Origin of the sequence: Azonexus sp. IMCC34842 (genome assembly GCF_050368855.1) — a bacterium.
GTDB lineage: Bacteria > Pseudomonadota > Gammaproteobacteria > Burkholderiales > Rhodocyclaceae > Azonexus > Azonexus denitrificans_A.
On record NZ_CP178449.1, the window covers coordinates 2,101,968 to 2,120,445 of the forward strand.

Sequence of the window (18,478 nt, forward strand, 5' to 3'; positions counted from 1 at the left end):
GTTTAAGCGCTCACCTTGGCGACAAAGGCTGGCGGCACCGACGTCGGCTTGCGGGCCGTGTAGTCGAAGAAGACGATGCCATGCTTGCCACGCGCCACTTCGCGGCCGGTGGCCTTGTCGGAAAGCCGCCAGACCAGGTCGCAGCCAAGCTTGTTGAAATCGTTGGCGGCCATTTCGATGACCAGCGTCTCGCCATGGAAAGCTTCCGAGCGGTACTGTGCCGCCACATCGGCAACGACGATGCCGACGCCCTCGACATCCAGTTCGCTGTAACCGAGCGACTTGAAGAAACGGACTCGCGCCTCGGAAACCAGCGAAATCAGCGCCGTATTGTCGAGATGATGGCCATAGTTGATGTGGCCGATATAGATGGGGACTTCAGTCGAAAAACTGAAACGCTCGGGCAATTCGATCTTGATACGCGGCATGAGGTCTACCAGAATGGGGGCGATGACCGATTTTAAGTGCTGCGGAGAACCTCGACCAGCCTGACCGTCGGCGATATTGCTTACACTGCCCGCTTTGTCGTTCGCCGCAAGCCGGAACGACCACCAACCGCCACCAGGAGACTGCCCGATGAAAGCCATCGACCACAACCGACTCGACAAACTGGTTCTCGACGCCCGCAAGAATGCCGATGCCCGGGCCGAAGGCTACCGCGAACGCGCCCTGAAGATTTATCCGTGGATCTGCGGCCGCTGCACCCGCGAATTCACCGTGACCAACCTGCGCGAACTGACCGTGCACCACCGTGACCACAACCACGACAACAACCCGGCCGACGGCAGCAACTGGGAACTGCTCTGCATCTATTGCCACGACAACGAGCATCAGAAACAGATCGAGGCCGATCGCGGCTATACCGATACCAGTTCGGCCCGCGGCGGTGGCGCGACGCACAACCCGTTCGCCGCGCTGCAAGGCTTGCTCAAGGAAAACAAGCAGTGAGCGAACAGCATCATCTCACCTTCAACACGCATGGCCGCGGTGCGGTCGAGATAACCGACGACATTGCCGCCACCGTGCGCAGTTCAGCGCTGGCCGTCGGCGTCGCCCACGTTTTCGTTCGCCACACCAGCTGCGGCCTGGCGATTACCGAAAACGCCGACGGCAGCGTCCGGCACGACCTGGAAACCCTGATGCAACGCTGGGCGCCCGATGGCGACCCGGATTATCACCACGACCTGGAAGGCGACGACGACATGGCAGCGCATGCCCGTTCGCTGCTCACCGGCACCTCGGTGACCGTCCCCTTCGCCGATGGCCGGCTGCAGATCGGCACCTGGCAGGGTATCTACCTGTTCGAGCACCGCACCCACGGCCATCGCCGCGAAATCGTCGTCACCCTGCTCGGCTGAAAGTCAGCCGCGGCGCAGACGACGCCAACCGAGCACGGCGCCGCTCAAACTGATCGCCAGGCCGCCCAGGCTGGTGATGATCAGCACGCTGTCCCACAGCGGGCGGCGGTCGAGCAGAGGCAACCAGTCCCAGCTGTGAAAAAGGGCGAACAGCCAGCGCTTGGCCCGCAGATGACTGTCCAGGCGGAGCACTGTCCGGCCGCTGGCCGGATCGAGATAGAGCCAGGTTCCATGCGGATCGTCGAAGCGCAGCACGACCACCGGCAAGGGCTTGTCCATGTGTCCGCCCATGGTGTGCGGCGCCCGACCGTAGTAGTGCCAGTCGTATTCGCGCTGGACGCGCGTTTCGATCAGCTGCGCCGTCGGCAGCGCGGCGGCGCCCTGCCGCTCCAGTTCATCGACGCTCAGCGTCGCGAATGGCCGGCATTCACCGTCGCTACGGGCCAGACGACTGCCGTCGGCAGTGCGGGCCTGAATCAGCAGCTCCTTGCCGAACAGCCACCACTCGATCTCGGCCGGTTCAAAGCCAGCCCGCCGGAAACAGGCGAGCAAGTCGCCCACCGCCGATTCCGGCATGCTCAGGCCGGCCGACCACTGCTGCTCGACAGGCCGGACCGCACCAGAGGTGAAAATTTTCCACGGATTCATTGAAAACAGGCCGCTGGCGATCCAGGTCAGGGCCAGCAGGCCGAAGCCGAGCCCCAACCAGTGATGCCAGCGCATCAGCTTGTTGCGATAGGGGCTGCGACTGCCGTGCCGATACGGCGTTTTCCGCCAGCGCAACAGGCCGATCAGCATGCCGCTCAAGGTCAGCACGGTCGCGGCGAACGAGGTGTAGATGACGATTTCCGTCCACCACCGATCGAGCACTCCACCGCGCAGCGGATACAGCCAGTGCAACCAGGCGCCCAGCCAGTTCCAGCGACTTTCGGTCAGGCTGACGTCGCGCGCCACCTCGCCGGTGGTGCCCGAAACGTAGAGGTATTTCAGCCCGTCGCCGACCATTTCCACCCGGAACAGCGGCCGGTGCCCGTCCATCGCCCGCGAATGGGTCCATGCATCCTCGTCCAGCCGTTCGCTGCCGACCACTGTTGCGGCGGGGGCAAAAGCACGCGCCGCGGCAAGCGCCATCGGCTCATCGACCGCCGAGACAAGCCGGCCATCTTCGGCGTCGACCGCAGCAAAGCGCTGTTTGCCGGCACCCGCGATGTAAAACGGCTTGCCGGCAATCGATGTCAAGCGCAAGGAACGCAGGCCGAAATCCTTCGGCAAGGCCGATTGGGCCTCGGCCGGCGAGCGACAGCAGGAGTCGCCGGCCAGGGCGGGCAGGCTGTGCAAGCGCTCGCTGCTGCTCAGTTTGGGGTAACCGACATAAAGCATCACGATGCCGGAGACGAACCACAAGGCCATGAACAGGCACAAGGCGATGCCCAGCCAGCGGTGACCAAGGAAGAGAATGCGCCGAATGCTCATGTAACGACGCTCAGAAGCCGGTCTGGATGGAAATATCGAAAGTGCGCGGCGCGCCGAGATAAGCCATGTTCGTTCCCGACAGGTTCTCGGCATAGATTTCGTCGCTCAGGTTCTTGCCGCGGGCCATGATTTTGGTCGTCCGGTTCAGGCGATAACTGACGAAAGCGCCGAACAGGTTGTAGGCCCCGTCACTGACCGTATTGCCGGTATCGGCATAGCGCGACGAGACGTGACGGAGATCGGCCCCGATTTCCCAGTTGGCCATCGGCATATAGGTCAGCCACAAATTGCCGACCCGCTTCGGGATATTGCTCGGCCGATTGCCGGCCCGCGAAACGGCGACCCCGCCCACCGTCTCGGTGAAGTCGTCATACTCGGCGGCGACCAGCGAAACGTTGCCGGCCAGCTGCAAACCGGAAGCAATGCGGTAAGCACCGGTCAGCTCGATGCCACGCGACGACTGCTGGCCGACCGGGATCGTCGTTCCGGGATTGTTAGGATCGCTGACCGCGATGTTCTTGCGGGTGATTTCGTAATAGGCCACGGTACCCGCCCCCCGCCCGTCAGCGAAGCTGAACTTGCTGCCCAGTTCCCATTGCTTGCCGGTCGTCAGATCGAAATCGCGAACCTGGGTAAAGATCGCCGTGGTCAGGATGCCGGCCGGCGGATCGGCCGCGGTGCTGTATTGAACATAAACATTGGCATTCGGCGTCAGATCGTAGGTCAGGGCCAGGCGCCCGGTCAGCGGACTGTAGGTGCGCTTGAAATAGGCCGGGTTGGTCGCACTGACGGCACGATGGCTGGTCACTTCAAGATCGATTTCGTCGCGTCGGAGGCCGCTGAGCAGCGCCAGGCGCTCGGTAAAACGGGTGCGGTTCTCGAGGAACAGCGCCAAGGTCGTGACCTTGTTGCTACGGTCCGGCGTATAGGTCGCACTCACCCCGGGCAGGCTGAAGAAACCGGCGGTCGAAAAGCTGTAGGGATCGACGGTGCCGAACGGCCCCGCCACCGACAACGGAAACCGCGTCTGCTTGTTCACACTGTAATCGAAGCCACCGGCCCAGGCGCTCGGCAAACTGCCCAGCGAACTGTCCCAGTTGAACTCGACGCGATTGCCGTTCAGATCCTGATCATGACGTTGCAGCAAGGCATTCGACCGGGTAACGGCGGTATTAGTGGCATTCAAGGCATAGGTTTCGACGTTCTGATAGTCGCGCAGCGCATCGTAGTGATAGAAGGTATTGCGCAGGCGCAGACTGTCGGCCGCCTTGTACTCGACGATCGAACGAGCCCAGCGCACCGTCTGTTCATAACGGCCGTCATGGGCGTTGTAATTCTTGAAGCGCGTATCGTCGTCAATGGCGATCCGGCCGGCGACCGGACGCAGCAATGGCGTTCCCCAGTACGGCCGGTCGACGCGCTCGTTCTGGTATTCGACGGCCAGCGTATGGCTGAGCGCCGGCGTCAGATCCCACAGCCAGGACCCCGCCAGTTGCCAAGCCGCGCGCTTGCTGTCGTCGCTCCAGCCATCCATGCTGTTGCGATTGACGTCAAGGCGCAGGTAATGGCTGTCGCCCAGCCGGCGATTGGCTCCGGCGGCGAGCTGGGTGGATTGATAGCTGCCGTAGCCGGCCTTGAATTCAGTCAGGTTGCCATCACGATTGGCCTGTTTGGTGAGGTAGTTGATTGAGCCGCCGACCGCACCGGCGCCGAACATGAAGGTGGACGGTCCGCCGATGGCTTCGACCTGATCGTAGATCCAGCTATCGACCGGGCGGGCCGCAATCACGTCGTACTGCACGGTGATGCCGTTGAACAACTGGGTGATGCTGCCGCCGGAAAAACCGCGATAGAGCACCGATCCCGGCGCCCCTGGGGCCGACGAGGTGGTGATGCCGGGGACGCTTTTCAAAGCCTCCTGCGTCGTCTCGATGCCGCGCTGCTCCAGCAGTTCGCGGTCGATGACGGTGACCGTGGCCGGCGTCTCGCGAACCGAAAGCCCCAGGCGGCTGGCCGTCGTGCTTTTTTTCTCCAGACCGACTGGACTGCTGTCGGCCTGAGCGGAAACGACAACCTCCGACAGTTCCTTGGGCGTTTCCGCGACAGACCAGGCTTCGACCGGAAACAGGCCAAGAATGGACAGGGCCAGCGGTGTGAAGGGAAAGGATTTGGCGGTAACTGCTGATGACATGTGGGCTCCCCGATAGATGCTGCCTGGCGCCTAAAGCAGGACGCGCAGGCGGCGCATGCTATTGATCGGGGAACCGAATTGGAATGTGACATGTTGTCACGTGCGGCACAGTGCCGCAGCCGCCAGCTCTCGGCCGTTCAGGCCTCGCCCTTGTCGCGCGCCGGCGCACCACAGGCATGGCAGAAGCGGGCGAAGGCACTCTTGCGCTCCTGGCACTGGGCGCAATGGTCGAACAGGCAGATGCCGCAATGCGGGCAGTAGTCGATCGCGGTGTTGGCCAGATCGACCGGCCGCTCGCAGCCCGGGCAAACCTTCTTGGCCAGACGGGCGAGCGCCGTGTCGTAGCTCAGTTCCTTGCGCCGTTCGATATCGGGCATGGCCTCGGCCAGCTTCTGCTTTTCCAGGTAGCGGTTCAGCGAAACGATGGCTTGTCGGCCGACCAGCACGGTGATCACGATGCCGACGACGTAGCGGACATAGCCGCCGTAACTCGGCAGATAAGGCACCAGTTCGACAAAGAAGGCGAACAGCGCAAAGTAGATGAAGCCCCAGACAAACGGCCAGTAGGTGCTCTTCCGCTTTCTGGCGAACAACCAGCCGGCGATGCCGAGCAGCGGCAGGGTCAGCGTCAGGCGGTAGAGAAAGACCCGCAGTTCCTGGCTGCGCAGTTCGCTCGTCAGTTTTTCGCCGGCCGCCCGTTCCAGTTCGTGCAGCCGGGTCTGGGCGCGGGCTTCGGCCTGCTGGGCATCAAGCAGGATCTGCTGTTCGGCCTCGACCTTGGCCAGCGACTTGCGCTCGGCCGCTTTCAGGCCGTCGAGTTCCTGAGTGCGGGCGATCAGTTCCGGATCCTGATCGGCCTGCTTGGTGGCATGCCGGGTGGCCAGCCAGTTGTTGAAGGTGTCACGCGCCGTCGCCGAATTGGCCCGCGCGGCATTGAGCTTCAGGCGGCTCTGATCGAGGTTTTCCTGGGCATCCTGGCGGGTTTTCTGGGTTTGCCGGATGACCGCCCGCGTCTGCTCGGCAAGCGGCTTGTCGATGAAATCTTCCAGCGTGTAGCGGTGTTCGACCTGCGGCAGATTCTGCACGATCGTCCCGCCCAGCCCGATCAGGAAGCTGGCGAAGACGATGGCGACAAGCCACAGACCGAAGCGGAACCATTTTTCCGAAAGACGCAGCGCCTTGCTCATGATTTACCCCCTTTAAAGACCGCGACGGCCCGGGAAACGCCCTTGACCAACAGCAGCGCCAGCGCACCGCCGACCATGCCGACCGCAACGTCGAGCGCCAGCCCGATGACGCCGCCCAGCAGGCCGGCCGCCGCGGCGATCTGCGCGATGCCGTGATGCACCGGCGGAATGCCGTGCGCCAGGATGCCGCCGCCGACCATGAACATCGCCGCCGTGCCGATCACCGTCAGCGCCTTCATCAGCTGCGGCGCGGCAAGCAGCAGGCCCTTGCCGACGGTTCGCGCCAAGCCATTGCCTTTTTCCAGCAAATACAGCCCGAGGTCGTCCATCTTGACGATGCCGGCGACGATGCCATAAACCCCGACGGTCATGATCAGGCCGATGCCGGCCAGCACCGTCACCTGCGATGCGAATGGCTGACCGGCCACGGTGCCCAGCGCAATGACGATGATTTCCGCCGAGAGCACGAAGTCGGTGCGGATGGCGCCCTTGATCTTGTCGGCCTCGAAGGCAGCCATATCGACATTTTCATCAACCAGTGCGGCGACTTCGGCGGCATGCGCCGCAGCATCCTCAGCGGCGCCGTGCAGCCATTTGTGCGCCAGTTTCTCGACGCCTTCCAGACACAGGTAGAAGCCGCCGAGCATCAGCAGCGGCGTTACCGCCCACGGAATGAAGGCGCTGATCGCCAGCGCCGACGGCACCAGGATCAGCTTGTTCTTCAGCGAACCGACGGCGACCGCCCAGACCACCGGCAATTCGCGCTCGGCCCGGACGCCGGACACCTGCTGGGCATTCAGGGCCAGGTCGTCGCCCAGCACGCCGGCGGTCTTCTTGGCGGCAACCTTGGTCATCAGGGCCACGTCGTCGAGGATGGTCGCGATATCGTCGATCAGGGCGAGCAGACTGGCTCCGGCCATTGGCGGTTTCCATTTCGAATAAAAACGCCATTCTAATTTGTCTGCGGCCGATCAGGCAGGACTTGCCGCCGGGCCAGGCGACGCATCTGCTATCCTGTTTGAATACGCCTGCCCGCGCAACGCGCCCGCCCCTCCGGAGTTTGCCCCTTGATGAACAGCTTTTCCCCGCTCGGCCACGAATGGACGACATTGCAGAACAACCACGAGCAATACGAAAAAAGCAGCCTGTTGATCAAGCTGACCGCCACCGTGCTCTGTGCGCTGGCCCTGGCCGAAGGCATCACCCTCGTCCTGATCGGCCCGACGCTGTTCGTCTTCTGGCTGATGGAAGGCATCCTGCGGACCAGCCAGTCGCGCCTCGGCGACCGCCTGCTGCACATCGAAGCGCTGCTCCGGCAAGACCCGCCAGCGCCGGGCGCGGCCTATCAACTGCATAGCGAATGGCAGGCCGGTCGGCCGGGGAGTCTCGGCCTGATCGGCGAATATCTGGCCAATGCGGCCAGACCGACCGTCGCGTTCCCGTATGCCCTGTTGCTGATTGGAGGACTGCTTCTATGACTATCCATTCCCGTCCGGCGCCCGCCTTCGCCCTTGCGCTGCTGCTTCTGGCCAGCGGCGTCGCCGCCGCCCCGCCGCTCCCCGGGCTGGCCGCCAACACCTCGGAAGTCACCGTTTCGGGAATTTCGTCCGGGGGCTACATGGCAGTGCAGTTTCAGGTTGCCTATTCAAGCCTGGTGCGCGGCGCCGGCATTCTCGCCGGCGGTCCGTACTACTGCGCCAAAGGCTCGGTCGACCGGGCCCTCGGCAATTGCATGGAGCCGATCGGCAAGGAAGCGCCGCCAAACGCCGATGAAACGCTGAAAATCGTCCGCCAACTGGCCGAGTCGGGCAAGATCGACCCGCTCAAGGATTTGCGCGACGACCGGGTCTGGCTGCTCTCCGGGGGCAAGGACCAGACCGTCGACACGGTGGTGATGGACGCCCTCGCCGCCTTCTACCGCAGCACGCTGCCCGAGTCGGCAATCCGCTACGTCAAGCTGCCGGATGCCGGCCACGCGATGATTTCGGTCGCCGACCCCAAGGCCAATGCCTGCGATACTTCCAAGCCACCGTTCATCAATCGTTGCCAGGATTTCGATGCCGCCGGCCAGTTGCTGACCCATCTTCTCGGCCCGCTGCAACCGGCCGCCGCGCCGCCGGCCGGCGAAATCATTGCTTTCGATCAGGCCCCCTTCATCAAGGGCCTGCCGATCGATGCCAGCCTCGCCAAGGAGGGCTACGCCTTCGTCCCGAACGCCTGTCGCGCCGGCGGCTGCCGCGTCCACGTGGCGTTCCACGGCTGCCGCCAGAATGCCGGCGAAATCGGCCAACGGTTCGTCGAAGGCGCCGGTTACAACAGCTGGGCCGCCAGCAACCGGCTGATCGTGCTCTACCCGCAAATTACCTCGCGCAACGGCTTTGCCTTCTGGTCCTTCAAGTGGCTGCTCAACCCGAAAGGCTGCTGGGACTGGTGGGGTTATTCCGGCAGCGATTACCACACCCGCGACGGCCTCCAGATGCACGCCGTACGCGCCATGATCGATGGCCTGGGCGCGCCGGCCAAACCCTAACCTCGCCCGCCCGGTGCTGGCCAGCCGTTGATCGCCTGGTCAGACCGCTTGTCGCCCAGGGTTGGGCTTTCGCTGCCACAAGGAGGAATGCCTGATGTCGAGAAAAAACTGGCTGGCCCTGCTCGCTGCCACCTTGGCCCTGCTGCTGTCGGGCCTCAGCGCGGCGACCGAGGTGACGATTTTCGAGACCTGCCAGGATGGCCGGGGCCAGACGCTGCCGGCCGTGGCCGACGAGCAGCAGGCGATGCTGGTACGCACCGTCACCGAACGCGGCCGGGCGGTGATCCGCTACAACCCCGAGGTGCTGCCCCGGCTGACGCCAGCCGCCCGCCTGTTTTTCTACGCCCATCAGTGCGCCCGCCACGGACTCGGCGAGGCAGACCAGACGATACCCGTCACCCGCGCCCGGCAGGCCGACTGCATCGGCCTCAATACGCTGCTCGCCGACAAGATGCTGACCTATCCGGACCTGCCTGCCTTGCAGGCGGCGCTGTCCTTTAACGACACGGAATGGGAGCTGCTGCCCGGCCCGCCACGCAGCTTTGACCTGGCCAACTGTCGGGCAACGGCGCGCGGCGTGCTGCATCTGCCGTCGGTCGACCAACCCTCGGCGCGGCAAACCGCCTGGAACAACTGCGTCCGCGCCTGCGCCGACCGGCTGTGGACCTGTCAAAAGCACTGCGCCGGCGCAAGCTGCGACAGTTGCCTGACAGCCAACGGGCAATGCAAGGCGAGCTGCGGCAGTCCGCCGGATTCGGGCGAAACCCGCTAGCCCGCTGGCCGGCCGCCGGGCAATGTCAGTCCGACCGCCCGCGCGCCCTGGCCTCGGGTTAGAATTCGGCCCGCTCCGCCTGTCGCGGCCACCCTGCCCTTTTGTCCAGATTTGAAGCACATGTCCGACTACTCAGCCTCCTCCATCCGCGTCCTGAAAGACCTTGAACCCGTCAAGGAACGTCCTGGCATGTACACCAGGACGACCTGTCCGACCCACATCATTCAGGAAGTCATCGACAATGCGGCCGACGAGGCGCTGGCCGGCTTCGCCAAGAAGATCGGGGTCATCGTCGGGGCCGACGGGGTGATCGAAGTCAGCGACAACGGCCGCGGCATCCCGGTCGAAATCCATCCGGAAGAAGGCAAGCCGGCGGTCGAGCTGGTTTTCTGCAAGCTGCACGCCGGCGGCAAGTTCAACAAGAAGGACGCCGGCAACGCCTACCGCTTTTCCGGCGGCCTGCACGGCGTCGGCGTGTCGGTGACCAATGCCCTGTCGACCCGGCTGGAAGTTGAAATCAAGCGCGGCGGCGGGGTTTTCCGCATCGCCTTCGGCGCCGGCTTCGTCACCGAGGAACTGAGCCGGATCGGCGACTGCGGCCAGCGCAATACCGGCACCACGGTGCGTATCCAGCCCGACCCGAAGTATTTCGACTCGCCGAAGATCAATCTTGGCCAGCTTGAGCATCTGCTGCGCTCGAAGGCCGTTCTGATGCCGAATGTCACGGTCGAACTGGACATTGAGGGCCAGGAAAAGAAAGTCTGGTGCTACCAGAACGGCATGGCCGACTATCTCAACGAAATGATGGTCGGCTCGCCGGTGGCGCCGATTTTCGTCAGCGAAAAGTATGTCGCGACAGCCAATGGCTTCGCCGTCGGCGAAGGCGCCACCTGGGCGCTGGCCTGGTTCGAGGAAGGCGGTGGCAAGCCGGAATCCTACGTCAACCTGATCCCGACGCTGGACGGCGGCACCCATGAAGCCGGCCTGAAGGCCGGCGTCTTCGAGGCGATCAAGACTTTCGCCGAGCACCACGCCATCCTGCCGGCCAAGGTCAAGCTGGCGCAGGAAGACGTTTGCGGCCGGATGACCTACCTGCTCTCGGCCAAGGTGCTCGACCCACAGTTCCAGGGCCAGACCAAGGAAAAGCTGACCAGCCGCGACGCCTACAAGCTGGTTTCGCAGATGGTGCGCGACCCGTTCGAGCTGTGGCTGAACAGCCACGCCGAGTATGGCAAGAAGATCGCCGAACTGGCCGTCAAGGCGGCGCAGAACCGCATGAAGTCGACGCAGAAGGTCGAGAAGAAGAAATCCTCCGGCATTGCCACACTACCCGGCAAGCTGACGGACTGCGAATCCGACGACATCACGCGCAACGAAGTCTTCCTGGTCGAGGGCGACTCGGCCGGCGGCTCGGCCAAACAGGGCCGCGACAAGGAAACCCAGGCGGTGTTGCCGCTGAGGGGCAAGGTGCTGAACACCTGGGAAGTCGATCGCGATCAGCTGTTCAAGAACAACGAAGTGCATGACATTTCCGTGGCGGTCGGCGTCGACCCGCACGGCATCGAACAGATCGGGACGGTCGATGTGTCCGGCCTGCGCTACGGCCGGATCATCGTGATGTCCGATGCCGACGTCGACGGCAGCCACATCCAGGTGCTGTTGTTCACCCTCTTCCTCAAGCACTTCCCGGCGCTGGTCGAGCGCGGCCACATCCACGTCGCCCAACCGCCGCTGTTCCGCGTCGATGTCGAGGCGCGCGGCCATACCCGCAAGGTCTATTGCCTCGACGAAGCCGAAAAGGAACAGACGCTGACCAAGCTGCGCGACGAAGGCGTTTCGGAAAACAAGATCACCGTCTCCCGCTTCAAGGGCCTCGGCGAAATGAACCCGGACCAGCTGTGGGAAACCACGCTCTGCCCGGATACCCGCCGGCTGGTGCCATTCCAGGCCAGCCGCGAAACGATCAAGGAAATGACCGCGACTTTCACGCTGCTGATGGGCAAGGGCGAAGCTGCCGGCCGCCGGGCGTGGATGGAGAAGGACGGCGGGCTGGTCGAGGCCGACGTCTAAGGCCGGTCTGCTGCGCCAGCCGGGGAACCCGCCCGGCGCCAACGAGGAAGGAGCACCACATGTCCAAATCTTTTACCGGCCCGATCGTTACGGCCGTAGTCATTGCCCTGGCCTTCGTGCTCAATCCTTCGCCGGAGAAACACCGGGCGAAGATCAAGGAAGTGATCGCCGAGCGCAGCCAGCTCGAGCGCGTTTTCGGCATCGGCCAGCTGACCTCCTTCGCCTCGCGCTACCATTCCTTTGGCGTCGGCTCGTACACCACGGTGAACGACAAAGTCACGTCGATTGGCGCGTTCGGCCTGGTTTTCGTCACCGACTGAAAACCGGCCGGCCAGGCGCGCCGGTTACTCGCCGAGGTAGACCGGCTTGCGCTTTTCGGTGAACGCCCGGATTCCTTCGCTGTAGTCACGACTGCTGTAAACCACCCGGCGCAGGCCCTGGATGCGCTCGAAGTCGTTCGGCGAGAGCGGCTGGGCGGCCGACAGGATGCGTAGCTGCTCCTTCATCACGCTGATCGCCAGCGGCGAGTTGAGGGCGATGCCGCGAGCCATGTCGCGCGAGAAAGCCTCGATCTGCTCGGCCTCGACCAGGTGGTTGATGATGCCCTGGCGCTCGAGTCGCGCCGCGCTCATCGGCTGGCCGGTAAACAGCAATTCCTTGGCGATATGCGGGGTCGTCGCATTGAGGAAGGTGAGCAGGCCGGAGGCGTTGTAGGGAACGCCCAGCTTGGCCGGCGTCGCGGCGAAAGTGGCGTTCGGCGTGGCGATGATCATGTCGCAGGCGAATACCAGCTCGCAGGCGCCGCCCCAGACGCCGCCCTCAACCATGGCGATGACCGGGGCGGAAAAGGCCTCGATGTCGCGAATCAGCATGCGCAACGGGTCCTGCCAGCCCAACGGGTCGTGCCCGCCTTTCGGCAATTCGTCGACGCTGTGCCCGGCCGACCAGACCTTGGCCCCCGGTTCGGCCCGCAGGATGGCGGCGCGTACCGATTGCGCCTGAAACGCCCGCAGGGCCTCGGAAACCTCGGTAATCAGGGCTTCCGACAGGGCGTTGCGCTTGCTCTGGTAAGCCAGGGTAATGGTGCCGATATGCTCGGCAATGCTGGTTTGAATGAATGCCATGAAAAGGTCCGAATCAGATGAAAAGCCCGCGACGCTGACGGGCTGGCCGAAAAATGTCGCGCTAGTGTGCCTCAAACTCGTTGCTTCGATGACACTCGCACGATGCCAGCCGGATTCCCGGTGTGATTTCGCGCTATTTCCTCGGGCAAGCACTGGGGAAAACCCTGCTTTTTCCCCTATCATTCGCTTCCCGATGCCCAGCTTCCGCCACCGTCTGAACGTGAACCGGGAAATGGCCTCGATCCCGGAAAAGACAATGAACGAACACCCCGCCAGGACAGCCCGTCCGACGCGCAATAGCAGCAGTTTCAGCCAATTCGCCGGCGCCGCCCGGCCATCCACCCTCCGTCGCGGCCTGCTGGCGGCCAGCCTGGTAGTGCTGGCCGGCTGCGCCAGCCTGTCATTCGACAAGCCGGTGCCGCCACCGCCCGCCAAGCCGAAAGTCGCCCTGGTTCTCGGCGGCGGCGCGGCACGCGGCTTTGCCCATATCGGCGTGATCAAGATGCTCGAGTCGCAGGGCATCGTCCCCGACATTGTCGTCGGCACCAGCGCCGGCGCCGTGGTCGGCGCACTGTATGCCGGCGGCCACGATGCCTACGCGATGCAGAAGATCGCCCAGCAGCTCGACGAAACCATTTTTGCCGACTGGACCCTGAGCGGCCAGGGCTTTCTCAAAGGCGAAGCGCTGCAGGGCTTCGTCAATCAGCACCTGCGCAATCGGCCGCTGGAAGGCCTGAACAAGCCTTTCGCGGCGGTCGCCACCGACCTCAATAGCGGTGAACGGGTGGTTTTCCGGACCGGCGATACCGGCATGGCGGTTCGCGCTTCGGCGGCGGTTCCCGGTGTTTTTCAGCCGACCCGCTTTCGTGGCAAAACCTATGTCGATGGCGGCCTGAGCAGTCCCGTTCCGGTCCTCGCGGCGCGCGAAATGGGCGCCGATTTCGTCATTGCCGTGGATATTTCGGCCCGTCCGGAAGGTCAGCCGATCGATAGCCTGACCAGCGTGTTGTGGCAGACGACGACCATCATGGGCGGCATCATGGGCAAAGCCGAACTGCGCCAGGCCGACATCGTCATTCGCCCGAACCTGCCCTACGTCAAATCCTGGGACTTCACCGCCCGCCACGATGCCATTCTCGAAGGCGAACGCGCCGCCCAGGCGGCCCTGCCGCAGATTCGCCAGAAACTGGGCAGGTAGCCCCGGGAACGCGGGTGCCCAACTAACAACAAAAAAGCCATCCCGCAGGATGGCTTTTGCTTGGTCGGCCTGTCGTCAGACGCCCAACCACTCCAGCAGTTTGCGCAGGCGGCCTTCCTCGGTGGTCACGAAACCGGTGATACCAACCCGCTTGAGGATCTGGCCACCGGCAGCCGAGCCGGCCAGTTCGTTCAACGCCTGCTGCATTTTGCCGACCTGTTCGGCAGTGACGCGCGGCGAGGCGACCAGCGGCATGTAGGGCTGCGCCTTCGACTGATGCAGGACCCTATGCTCGCCCTTGATCCACTGCGCGTAGGCACCGGAGTAAGAGGCAATGCCGCCGACGTCGGAAATCCGGTTCTCTATGGAGAACGGAATCGCCCCCTGTTCGCGCACGTAGCTGACCGCCTCGTTGTCGATCAGGATGCCCTGGTCACGCAGTTCGGCGCGGCAGAAGCGGGTCATGTAAGCCTTCTTCTCGGGGAAGATGAAGGTCTTGCCCTTCAGATCGGCCACTTTCTTGATCGGCGAATCCTTGTGCACGATCAGGATGCACTGGCCGTCCGGTTTCGCCGTGGCGACGAAGTTGTAGCGATAGTCGCGCAGGCCGCGCGCCGGGTAATCGGAGGGACGGGCGATGACCAGATCGTACTGGTCGTCTTTCATCCCTTTTTCCAGAGCCGAAAATTCGCGGACGAAAGCCACCTTGATCTCGGCATTGATCGCCCGGCCGAGCACATCGGCCAGCGGCTGATATTTGGCACGCGCCGTTTCGGCGTCGATGCCGCCGGATGTGCCTTCGCTGACCGCGAAGACCAGTTGTGGTTTTTTCGCTCCGCTCTGCGCGTGCGCGGCGGGAACGAGCAGGACGAAGGCTGCCAGGCTGAGGGGTAAAACAAGTCGCATCGGAACGTTCTCCAGGGGAAGTGACTTTTAGTCGATAACCAGATTATTAATCTCTGATTTACCCGGGAAGAATAAACGAAAACTGCATTTTAACGATTTCACTTTTGACATTTCGAGCAAATATTTTGTTGCCAACCTGTATATTTGATAAATTCATCAGCCGGCGCCCGCATACCAACTTGCCGATGATCATTTAGCCCGGTCTAATACCGACCCGGGCCGGCATTCGCCGCCCAAACAGCCCAGCCCTTTCCGATGACGCTCCCCAGCACCATGCGCACCCTGTGTCTCATCCCGCCGATGACGCAGCTCAATGTTCCCTACCCGTCGTCGGCCTATCTGACCGGCTTTCTGCGTTCGCGCGGAATCGCCGCCGAACAGGAGGATATTGCCCTCAAGCTGGTCCTCGAGCTGTTCTCGCCGGCCGGCCTGCGCGCCATTCTCGATAAGGTGAAGGCGGTGCCGGCGAAAAAACGTTCGGCCACGCTGCATTGCTTTGCCGACCAGTTCGACCGCTATCTGGCGACCATCACGCCGGCTGTCGCCTTCCTGCAGGGCCGCGACCCATCGATCGGCCATCGCATCTGCGGCCGCAACTTCCTGCCGGAAGGCCCGCGCTTCGCCTCGCTCGACGCCTTCCTCGACGACGGCAGCGGCGACCCGCTGGCCTGGGCTTTTGGCGCGCTGGGCGTGCAGGACCGGGCACGCCATCTGGCGACGCTGTACCTGAACGACCTGGCCGACGTGCTGCGCGAGGCGGTCGACGAGCGTTTCGAATTCGTCCGCTATGCCGAGTCGCTGGCCCAGAGCCAGCCGACTTTCGAGCCGCTGGCCCGCGCCCTCGCTGCGGCGCCGACGCTGGTCGATCAAACCCTGGAAAAGCTGACCCTGGCCGCCGTCGACCGGAGCAATCCCGGCCTGGTGCTGATTTCGGTCCCCTTCCCCGGCTCGGTCTATGCCGCCTTCCGCATGGCCCGGGCGATCAAGGCGCACGCCCCGGCCATCGTCATCGTGCTGGGTGGCGGCTATGTCAATACCGAGTTGCGCGAACTGAAGGAAGCGCGGGTTTTCGACTATTTCGACTACGTCACGCTCGACGACGGCGAGCGGCCGCTGCTCGCCCTGCTCGAACACCTTGATGGCCGGCGGCCACGCCTCAACCTGGTGCGCACCTTCGCCCGCGTCGATGGCCAGGTCCGCTACTTCAACAGCAGCGAGCCGGACATCCCGTTCGCCGAAGTCGGCACGCCGACCTGGGACGGCCTGCCGCTCGACCGCTACCTGTCGCTGCTCGACATGCTCAACCCGATGCACCGGCTGTGGTCGGACGGGCGCTGGAACAAGCTGACCGTGGCGCACGGCTGCTACTGGAAGAAATGCAGCTTCTGCGACGTCAGTCTCGATTACATCGGCCGCTACGACGGCGCCCCGGCCGCCCTGCTGGTCGACCGCATCGAAGAGATCATCGGCGAAACCGGCCAGACCGGCTTTCACTTCGTCGACGAAGCCGCCCCGCCCAAGGCGCTCAAGGCGCTGGCCGACGAACTGGAAAAGCGCAACCGGGCGATCTCCTGGTGGGGCAATATCCGCTTCGAGAAGTCATTCACTCCGGACCTTTGCAACCAGCTCGCCGACAGCGGCTGCATCGCCGTCTCCGGCGGTCTCGAAGTCGCCTCCGACCGCCTGCTGACGCTGATGAAAAAAGGCGTCTCGGTCGACCAGGTAGCGCGTGTCACCAAGGCTTTCTCCAATGCCGGCATTCTCGTCCACGCCTACCTGATGTACGGCTTCCCGACCCAGACGGTGCAGGACACCGTCGACGCGCTGGAATACGTCCGCCAGTTGTTCGCCGAGGGCTGCATCCAGTCCGGCTTCTTTCACCGCTTCGCCTGCACCGTGCATTCGCCGGTCGGCCAGAACCCGGCCGAATACGGCATCAAGCTCAAACCGCTGCCGCCAATCCGTTTCGCCACCAACGACGTCGAATTCATCGACCCGACCGGCGTCGACCACCGCAGCCTGGGCGTCGCGCTGAACAAGGCGCTCTACAACTACATGTACGGCATCGGGCTGGATGAGGACGTGCGCAGCTGGTTTTCAACCCGGGTGCAGAAAACCCGCGTCCCCCGGAATTTCATCGCCAAGGCACTCCGGACCTCAGCCTAGGCGGCTCAGCCGACGGTCGCACTCAGCAGATTGGCGTTGTAGGCCTGTTGGGCGAGCAGCGATTGAAGAAACTGGTTGCTCGCCGAGCTGGTTGTTGTGCTCGAGGTGCTTGAACCAAGCATTTCGTTGAGGAAAAGCGAGGACAGACCCGACGAGGTGTTGGTGGTATCGAGAACGCCAAGCTGACTGAGGTAGGAGTATTCCCAGCTTTGCCCGCTCGTACCGAGCAGGCTGGATGAATTGAAGCTCGGCACGGCAACCTGGAGCAGACGCGACGCCGACAACGCCCCGTCGGTCAGTGCGGTGACACGCTCGGCCAGCCCTGTGCTGGGGCTGCTGAGCACGCCCGCCACGCTGGTCGGCGAAGCACTCACGGCAGCGTTGAAGGCCGGGGCATTGAGCGACAGCGTGCCGTTGGCGTTGCCGGTGATGCCGATCCGGGCGAGGCTCGTGCTGTCGCCGACCGAGTTCGACAACTGGGACCGCAGATAGGAGACGCTCAGGCCCAGGCTGGTGTTTTCCAAGCCAAGCCGGGTCAGCGTCGTCTGGACCGTGTTATACGCATCGACAAAGGAACTCACCGTCTTCGTCATGGCGCTATCGGGGGCCACGCTCAGCGCGGTTTTCCCGGTCGCGACAAGGTTCAGCGTCAGACCCGGGGTGGCCGTCCCGACCGTATTGGTACTGGCGGTGAAGGCCGTCCCGTTCAGCAATCCTTCGGCATTTTGCGCCTGGCTGGTCAGCGTCACCCCGCTGCTGCCCTGCGCCGGATAGGCCAGCAGGTCGGCCATGCCGGCGTTGCCGCTAACGCCGACGGTGAAGGCATTGGCCGCTCCGGACTGGCCGGTGACATTCAACTGATAGCCGGCCGACGACGAGACGACTTGCGCCCGCAGCCCGATATCGGCGGAATTGATCGCCGAAGCGATCCCCGCCAGCGTGTTACTGGCGCTGCCAAGCGCGACCTGACGGGTCTCGCCGCTGGCGAACTGGAAGCTCAAGCTTGCCGCCCCGCTGCCGATAGGCGTCAGGGAACTCGTCTGCGGAGCGCTGCTCAAGGTCTGCGCCTGGGCCAACTGTCTGACCTCGACGGCGTAGGTGCCGGTGGACGTGCCGCCACCGACCGAAGCGGTGGCGACCTTGGCGTTCGACGAAGTCACCGTCCGGGCATCGAATTTGCCCAAGCCAGCCAAGGATTGCGCCGCCGACTCAAGCGTTTCGACGCCGTTCAGCAAATTCCCCACGCTGGAGATGCTGGTCTGCACACCGCCCAGGGAAAGCAGGCTGCTCACCCCGGATGTGCCGGAAACCCCGAACAACGAACTGACCGACGATGTCGGATAGAGCGCGTTGATCAAATTTAACGTGGGGTTGTACCCATAAATCGAGGAGACGTTCATTTTGTCCTCCTGGACATGACGTCGAACCGCCTCGCGAATGCCTGTCGTCAGCGATTCCTATATTCTTTATAGCACATCGCCGGACCCGGGGCGGCCGGCCCGC

Annotated in this window: 17 protein-coding genes; 9 read left to right on the forward strand and 8 right to left on the reverse strand. The window is 63.6% G+C overall.

What is annotated here, in order from left to right; all coding sequences use genetic code 11:
• Window positions 1–2 precede the first annotated feature (2 nt).
• On the reverse strand, window positions 3–428 hold the full coding sequence (locus ACLIKD_RS09960) for an acyl-CoA thioesterase (RefSeq protein WP_428828198.1): 426 nt from the start codon (window positions 426–428) through the stop codon (window positions 3–5).
• 148 nt (window positions 429–576) lie between these two features.
• On the opposite strand from ACLIKD_RS09960, the gene ACLIKD_RS09965 reads away from it, so the two are divergent.
• Window positions 577–948, forward strand: a complete 372-nt coding sequence (locus ACLIKD_RS09965; RefSeq protein WP_428828199.1) for a YajD family HNH nuclease — start codon at window positions 577–579, stop codon at window positions 946–948.
• Window positions 945–1,358: a secondary thiamine-phosphate synthase enzyme YjbQ gene (locus ACLIKD_RS09970; protein WP_428828200.1), complete on the forward strand. Its 414-nt coding sequence runs from the start codon at window positions 945–947 to the stop codon at window positions 1,356–1,358. Before ACLIKD_RS09965 ends, ACLIKD_RS09970 begins: the two co-directional genes overlap by 4 nt.
• A 3-nt stretch (window positions 1,359–1,361) precedes the next feature.
• On the opposite strand, the gene ACLIKD_RS09975 is transcribed toward ACLIKD_RS09970, so the two are convergent.
• The 4 genes from ACLIKD_RS09975 to ACLIKD_RS09990 all read right to left on the reverse strand — a co-directional run bounded on the left by ACLIKD_RS09975 (window position 1,362) and on the right by ACLIKD_RS09990 (window position 7,129).
• A complete protein-coding gene (locus ACLIKD_RS09975; RefSeq protein WP_428828201.1) occupies window positions 1,362–2,831 on the reverse strand; it encodes a PepSY domain-containing protein in 1,470 nt (489 codons plus the stop codon).
• 10 nt (window positions 2,832–2,841) lie between these two features.
• Window positions 2,842–5,022: a TonB-dependent receptor gene (locus tag ACLIKD_RS09980; RefSeq protein WP_428828202.1), complete on the reverse strand. Its 2,181-nt coding sequence runs from the start codon at window positions 5,020–5,022 to the stop codon at window positions 2,842–2,844.
• Between the two features lie 137 nt (window positions 5,023–5,159).
• Window positions 5,160–6,209, reverse strand: coding sequence for a serine endopeptidase (locus tag ACLIKD_RS09985; RefSeq protein WP_428828203.1), 1,050 nt, complete (start codon window positions 6,207–6,209; stop codon window positions 5,160–5,162).
• Complete coding sequence (locus tag ACLIKD_RS09990) at window positions 6,206–7,129, reverse strand: DUF808 domain-containing protein (RefSeq protein WP_428828204.1); 924 nt, start codon at window positions 7,127–7,129, stop codon at window positions 6,206–6,208. Before ACLIKD_RS09990 ends, ACLIKD_RS09985 begins: the two co-directional genes overlap by 4 nt.
• Before the next feature lie 150 nt (window positions 7,130–7,279).
• Here ACLIKD_RS09990 and ACLIKD_RS09995 point away from each other — a divergent pair, with 150 nt between their 5' ends.
• From ACLIKD_RS09995 to ACLIKD_RS10015, 5 genes are all read left to right on the forward strand, one after another.
• Entirely contained in the window at window positions 7,280–7,687 is a 408-nt protein-coding gene (locus ACLIKD_RS09995; RefSeq protein ID WP_428828205.1) for a hypothetical protein, read from the forward strand.
• On the forward strand, window positions 7,684–8,739 hold the full coding sequence (locus ACLIKD_RS10000) for an extracellular catalytic domain type 2 short-chain-length polyhydroxyalkanoate depolymerase (RefSeq protein ID WP_428828206.1): 1,056 nt from the start codon (window positions 7,684–7,686) through the stop codon (window positions 8,737–8,739). The genes ACLIKD_RS09995 and ACLIKD_RS10000 overlap by 4 nt, the downstream gene beginning before the upstream one ends.
• Window positions 8,740–8,833: 94 nt before the next feature.
• The gene (locus ACLIKD_RS10005; protein ID WP_428828207.1) at window positions 8,834–9,511 is read left to right on the forward strand and encodes a hypothetical protein; all 678 of its coding nucleotides are present in this window, start codon (window positions 8,834–8,836) and stop codon (window positions 9,509–9,511) included.
• Window positions 9,512–9,631: 120 nt separating this feature from the next.
• Window positions 9,632–11,581: a DNA topoisomerase IV subunit B gene (parE, locus tag ACLIKD_RS10010; protein ID WP_428828208.1), complete on the forward strand. Its 1,950-nt coding sequence runs from the start codon at window positions 9,632–9,634 to the stop codon at window positions 11,579–11,581.
• Window positions 11,582–11,640: 59 nt separating this feature from the next.
• Window positions 11,641–11,901: a hypothetical protein gene (locus ACLIKD_RS10015; RefSeq protein ID WP_428828209.1), complete on the forward strand. Its 261-nt coding sequence runs from the start codon at window positions 11,641–11,643 to the stop codon at window positions 11,899–11,901.
• A 24-nt stretch (window positions 11,902–11,925) separates the two neighbouring features.
• Here ACLIKD_RS10015 and scpB read toward each other — a convergent pair whose 3' ends face one another.
• A complete protein-coding gene (gene scpB, locus ACLIKD_RS10020; protein WP_428828210.1) occupies window positions 11,926–12,705 on the reverse strand; it encodes a methylmalonyl-CoA decarboxylase in 780 nt (259 codons plus the stop codon).
• A gap of 256 nt (window positions 12,706–12,961) precedes the next feature.
• Here scpB and ACLIKD_RS10025 point away from each other — a divergent pair, with 256 nt between their 5' ends.
• Window positions 12,962–13,903 carry a patatin-like phospholipase family protein gene (locus ACLIKD_RS10025; protein WP_428828211.1) on the forward strand — a complete coding sequence of 314 codons (942 nt, stop codon included), beginning with the start codon at window positions 12,962–12,964 and terminating at the stop codon, window positions 13,901–13,903.
• Window positions 13,904–13,978: 75 nt separating this feature from the next.
• Here ACLIKD_RS10025 and ACLIKD_RS10030 read toward each other — a convergent pair whose 3' ends face one another.
• Window positions 13,979–14,809: a phosphate/phosphite/phosphonate ABC transporter substrate-binding protein gene (locus tag ACLIKD_RS10030; protein ID WP_226415962.1), complete on the reverse strand. Its 831-nt coding sequence runs from the start codon at window positions 14,807–14,809 to the stop codon at window positions 13,979–13,981.
• Window positions 14,810–15,064: 255 nt separating this feature from the next.
• Here ACLIKD_RS10030 and ACLIKD_RS10035 point away from each other — a divergent pair, with 255 nt between their 5' ends.
• Complete coding sequence (locus ACLIKD_RS10035; protein WP_428828212.1) at window positions 15,065–16,975, forward strand: B12-binding domain-containing radical SAM protein; 1,911 nt, start codon at window positions 15,065–15,067, stop codon at window positions 16,973–16,975.
• A gap of 5 nt (window positions 16,976–16,980) precedes the next feature.
• Here ACLIKD_RS10035 and fliD read toward each other — a convergent pair whose 3' ends face one another.
• The gene (gene fliD / locus ACLIKD_RS10040) at window positions 16,981–18,375 is read right to left on the reverse strand and encodes a flagellar filament capping protein FliD (RefSeq protein WP_428828213.1); all 1,395 of its coding nucleotides are present in this window, start codon (window positions 18,373–18,375) and stop codon (window positions 16,981–16,983) included.
• Between the last annotated feature and the right edge of the window lie 103 nt (window positions 18,376–18,478).